Origin of the sequence: Frateuria defendens, from assembly GCF_001182895.1 — a bacterium.
GTDB lineage: Bacteria > Pseudomonadota > Gammaproteobacteria > Xanthomonadales > Rhodanobacteraceae > Frateuria_B > Frateuria_B defendens.
The window spans coordinates 1-4209 of sequence record NZ_LFQR01000218.1; the positions used below are offsets into that span (position 1 = coordinate 1).

7 protein-coding genes are annotated in these 4209 nt (G+C 63.7%); all 7 read right to left on the minus strand.

The window, feature by feature from the left end:
• On the minus strand, positions 1–871 hold an 871-nt coding region (locus tag ACH65_RS17990), incomplete at its 3' end, for a hypothetical protein (protein WP_049624017.1).
• Positions 872–1381: 510 nt separating this feature from the next.
• Positions 1382–2230, minus strand: coding sequence for a ParB/RepB/Spo0J family partition protein (locus ACH65_RS17995; RefSeq protein WP_053096319.1), 849 nt, complete (start codon positions 2228–2230; stop codon positions 1382–1384).
• Entirely contained in the window at positions 2227–2439 is a 213-nt protein-coding gene (locus ACH65_RS18000; RefSeq protein ID WP_049624018.1) for a hypothetical protein, read from the minus strand. Before ACH65_RS18000 ends, ACH65_RS17995 begins: the two co-directional genes overlap by 4 nt.
• Positions 2440–2703: 264 nt before the next feature.
• Positions 2704–2910 (minus strand): hypothetical protein, encoded by a 207-nt coding sequence (locus tag ACH65_RS18005; protein ID WP_049624019.1) that lies wholly within the window; start codon positions 2908–2910, stop codon positions 2704–2706.
• An 88-nt stretch (positions 2911–2998) separates the two neighbouring features.
• A complete protein-coding gene (locus ACH65_RS18010; RefSeq protein ID WP_049624020.1) occupies positions 2999–3205 on the minus strand; it encodes a hypothetical protein in 207 nt (68 codons plus the stop codon).
• A 56-nt stretch (positions 3206–3261) separates the two neighbouring features.
• A complete protein-coding gene (locus tag ACH65_RS18015; RefSeq protein WP_049624021.1) occupies positions 3262–3564 on the minus strand; it encodes a hypothetical protein in 303 nt (100 codons plus the stop codon).
• Positions 3565–3821: 257 nt separating this feature from the next.
• Positions 3822–4091: a hypothetical protein gene (locus ACH65_RS20125; RefSeq protein ID WP_153242675.1), complete on the minus strand. Its 270-nt coding sequence runs from the start codon at positions 4089–4091 to the stop codon at positions 3822–3824.
• Positions 4092–4209 lie beyond the last annotated feature (118 nt).

Here is a 4209-nt window from a genome sequence, read left to right on the forward strand (position 1 = left end):
CTACCGCCCACGCTCCTAGGTCGAAGTTCTGCTTGTACTCAGGCACGTCAGCCAAGGTGCCACCGTCTTCGCCGACCTTGATGGTGCGCAGGAACGCCTGCATGCGGCCGATGTCCGTCTTGCCGTCGCTCATGGCTGCGGGAGCGGAAGTGGCGATGATGTCCTGCACGTCTTCGTCCGACAGACCTTTATGGAGCGCCAAGGTGCGGAATGTCTCGTACCCCTCCGGGGTGAACAGGGTGCCCTTTCGGAACCCATCGACCGCCACGGCCTTCATGCTTTCCACGTCTCGATGCAGCGACTCGGCGATGGATTGACGGAGATAGCCTTGCTTCCATCCTTCCTGCTGGTGCGCCACGGCGGCCATGAAGACCCGAGAGGTTTCCGGGGGCATGTTGGCGTTCTGTGCGTAGCTCGTTGCCTCGTTGCGAATGAAGCCGTCCACGTCCTCGCCGGGCTCCAACTTGGCTAGCTTGGGCATGAGCTGGGTTTCAAAGTCCCCGGCAACGCGGACACCATCCACCTGCTGATAGGAGCGGCGCGCGGTGTCGCTCATGGATACGAGGTCGGGCACCTTGCCGGTTACGGCTCGCTCCTCGGCAGCGGCCTTACCATCGCTGGCATCCTGTTCGTCTTGCTTCTGTTGGGCCTGCTCCTGTTCCTTCTGCTCCTGAAGCCTGCGCAGGCGCCCTTGCCGGGCAATCTCCAGGGTTTCCGATCCGATGCCATTGAGGGCCGCCGCGACGCCGCGAAGGGTCGATCCCGCCGATAACGGGTTCCCGAGCTGGGAAGGTTGGAGAGGGATGTTCGAGGATTGCGACGAGTTGATGACGGGGGCACCGTCGATTCGTAGTGGCGTGGTGCGGGGCATAGGATTCCTTCTTGGTCTTTGAATGCGTGATCGTCCCCAGTGTCGCGGGAGGCGAGCGCCGGGCTTCATGTCGTCGAGTGCGCGTCCCCTGAGTGCTGCGGCAGAGTGGCCGCTGGGGACGGATGGGGCCATGGGCCGCTAGGTGGCCGCGTGGCCCTGTAGTGGCCGTGCGGGGCCTTGTGGGGCCTTGTGGGGCTGCTGGGTGCGCTGGGTGCTGCTGGTGTCCCGATGGGGACGAGAGGGTACTGAGGCGGCCTTATGAGGCCATGGAGTCCGAGGCGGACTGTTTCCCTTTGGAGGCCAATGGGTGGCCTCATGAGGCCACTCCGGCATCCAGACTGTCCCAAATCAGGCTACCCATTGGGACAGTGGGTGGCCTCATGAGGCCACTTCACGTCGCTGATTGATTCCATGAGGGAAACAATGAGGGTGCTGAGGGGTATGGCGATCAGCAGGTAGGAAAGTGCCTGCTCCAGGCCCCCGAGCTGTCCCCGCGAGGACTTCGGCTACTCAGTAGCCTTCGTCTTCCGGCTCGGCTGTCTCCGCGAGGAACGCCAGGGCGTCCGCGTTGCTGGCGGCCGACTTCGCCTCGTTTGCCAGCATCGCCAGTGCGCGCCGTGTGGCCTCGGGAGATGCCTTGTCCAACAAGGCCCCGATCTTCCGGGCCAGCTTCTCGGCTTCGTGTTGCGTAAGCTGCTCTGCGCTCATGTAGTTCTCCATGTCCGGCCAGCCTGCGCCGGCCTCTCTTACGTACCGCCAACGGGGGAAGCCCGTGCCGGGGTCATGGGCAGCTTCGGGGTAGTCGGCCGGGCTCACGGCGGGCAGCCTGTCTCGCATCCGGTCGATGGTGGTGCGAGCCACACCGAAGCGCCCGGCGATGGTCCGCAGGGATTCCCCTGCCGGCAGCTCATCCGTTCCGCGCTTCGTCACCTCGGCGAGGTACTGCCACGCGGCATCCCGCTTCTGCTCCGCGTGCATCTCCAGTGCCCGGCCGGAACAGTTGACCAGCTTTGAGACCATCACGGCCTCACGGTGGCCCATGGGCACCACACGAACCGGCACGGTTTCCCTGCCGGCAAGTCGATACGCCCGCAGGCGATGGTGGCCGTCCACGACGAACAGTCCTCCGTCGAGCTGGGCGACCAGCAAGGGTTCAAGCTGGATGCTGTGGGAGGCTTCCAGGGCAAGCCGCAGGGTTCCGGTGTGCTCGTCACTGCGGACCTGCACGCGCGTCTGCTCCCGATAAGGCACCATGCGCGCCTCGCGGGGCTGTAGGGCTTCGTCGGTCTGGAGGGATGCCAACGACAGGTGCTGCACCTCGGCAGCCGCCAGGGCGTCGAGGGTTTCCTGTGGGGTCACTGCGGGAGCTGCTGGGCTTCCGGGTGGGTGTGCAGCAGGTACTTCAGCACCTCGGCGTTACTAGTGTTCCGGCGGATGCGGCTCTCCAGCTTCCGTTGCAGCCCCTTCAGCAGGTCGAAAGTGGCCGTGTCGAAGGCGATGGAGCGGAGGGTGAGCGGCTCGCATAGCGCAATGGCGGAGGCGAGTTGCTGCGGGTCAAGATCAATCATGCGTCTGTATCCCTCGGAGGGTCGGTGGTGGTGGTGAACGTGCCCGGAAGACAGGCACGGCAAAGCGCCGGGAGGCCGTGGGTGGCCTCTCGGTTCCCGGTGGTGGCCGGGTGGGTTTCTATCTTTGCTCCGTGTTTTACTCAGTGGCCCCGGTTGAGACCGAGTGAGGGCGGCTGGTTGGTCCTAGGCTGGCGCTTAAACCCCTGTGGGAGCCAGAGACGACAACGGCCCCGAAGGGCCGTTTAGTTCTTCTCTCTGACGCGCTCAGAGCGCTACATGACGAGCTACAACGACCAGCAACAGGGCCACGCCGGCACCAGCCAGGAACGCCATTGCTGCGGTGGCAATGCCCGGCACCTTCTGTCGCCACGTGCTTGTCAGTAGCCGATGGGTCTCCCGCATGTTCGCCAGTTGCACTTCCCGCAGCAACCGCTCGTACTCCTCGCGGGCCTTGGCGTCGCCTGTAGTCATTGGTAGGGCTCCCTTTGGCTTCCTGTGGGGACGGTAGTGGCTCGGAGGGCCGCTGCTGTTGAGTCCATGCGCTGCCGCGCCGATGGGATCAGTGTGCGAACCGCTCGGCAGCCACCAGCAGGATCACGCCCATCGTGCACACAGCGAACAGCGCGAAGATTCCAAGAGCGATCACCGGGAACCTGGCAAGCCACTTGTCTCCCTTGACGCGCGAGAGCTGCAATTTCATCCGCTCGATGCGGAGCTGTTGCTGGAGGCGGGCTTCTTCGGCGTCGATGCTGGCGGCATTGGTCATGGTCGTCGGTGTTCCCTGGGTGGCCTGCTGGGTTCGATGGTAGCCGCTGGGGCTTTCTACCGGGTGGCGTCGGAGTAGTCCTCGGCGGCCTTGATGGCGCCGTTGAGTACCTGTACGACCCATGCGCGAGTACCGCTCATGGTCCCATCCATAATCGCCTCGTCCAGCAGGTCGTCAATGGCTTCGCGCGCAATTACTGCAAACTCGTTTGCCTCAGCGGGAGACGCCGACGCATTGACGTGAAAGAGGTGGACGCCGTACTCACCGCCGTCACCAAAACCGATGGCGCGCTCGGTGGACTTGGGAGCTTCGTTTTTGTCGAGGCTGGGGATGCGGATCGGCGGGATTCTCTTGGTCATGCTCGGTTTCCTTTGGGTTCCATTGGAGACCGCCGCGCCATTGGGAGGGCGGCGGGCGTGCTGGGTTGGCGAACCGGACACAAAGGAACCCGGCCAGCCCGAAGGCTGCCCAACACGCCCGCCATAAAACGGGCACGAAAAAAGCGCCATTCGGCGCTGTGCGCCTCTGTGTATTCAGGTCGCCAAACCCGGCTGCCGAATTGGCGGCAGCTGGGTTAATGGTGTCCCCTCACGCGCCACATGTCAACCCACCGCGACTACTGCTTCTTCTGCTCGGGAAGACGGAATGCAACGGCTGTCCCGCTGAGGACATACCAACAGTTGTTGCTCAGGCCCGACTTCTTCTCGATGCTCACACCGGTAATCCCGTCGGCACCTTTGGCATACGCCGCCACCTTCAGGTCTGTCATAACGTTCTCTTGAGTCGGAGCGGTCTGCGTGAAATTCCGATGGCAGCGGCCAGCTTCCACAGTGCCGAGAGTCTCCGCACCTGCCGGCAATGCCGGATACTCACGAATGGTACGCATGGCGTCGCGTTGATCCCTCAGGCTGTCTAGGAGCGTGGGCGGCAGAAGATTTCCGGGTTACCGATAGCACGAGATTAGGCAGATGAGCGCTGCCTATTCTCGAGGGGTCTTGCCTGGC

What these genes read in the sequence shown, in the direction of transcription:
- ACH65_RS18000 (WP_049624018.1), bottom strand. Translation starts at nt 2,439, where the DNA reads ATGATTGATCTTGACCCGCAGCAACTCGCCTCCGCCATTGCGCTATGC.
- ACH65_RS18005 (WP_049624019.1), bottom strand. Translation starts at nt 2,910, where the DNA reads ATGACTACAGGCGACGCCAAGGCCCGCGAGGAGTACGAGCGGTTGCTG.
- ACH65_RS18010 (WP_049624020.1), bottom strand. Translation starts at nt 3,205, where the DNA reads ATGACCAATGCCGCCAGCATCGACGCCGAAGAAGCCCGCCTCCAGCAA.
- ACH65_RS18015 (WP_049624021.1), bottom strand. Translation starts at nt 3,564, where the DNA reads ATGACCAAGAGAATCCCGCCGATCCGCATCCCCAGCCTCGACAAAAAC.
- ACH65_RS20125 (WP_153242675.1), bottom strand. Translation starts at nt 4,091, where the DNA reads ATGCGTACCATTCGTGAGTATCCGGCATTGCCGGCAGGTGCGGAGACT.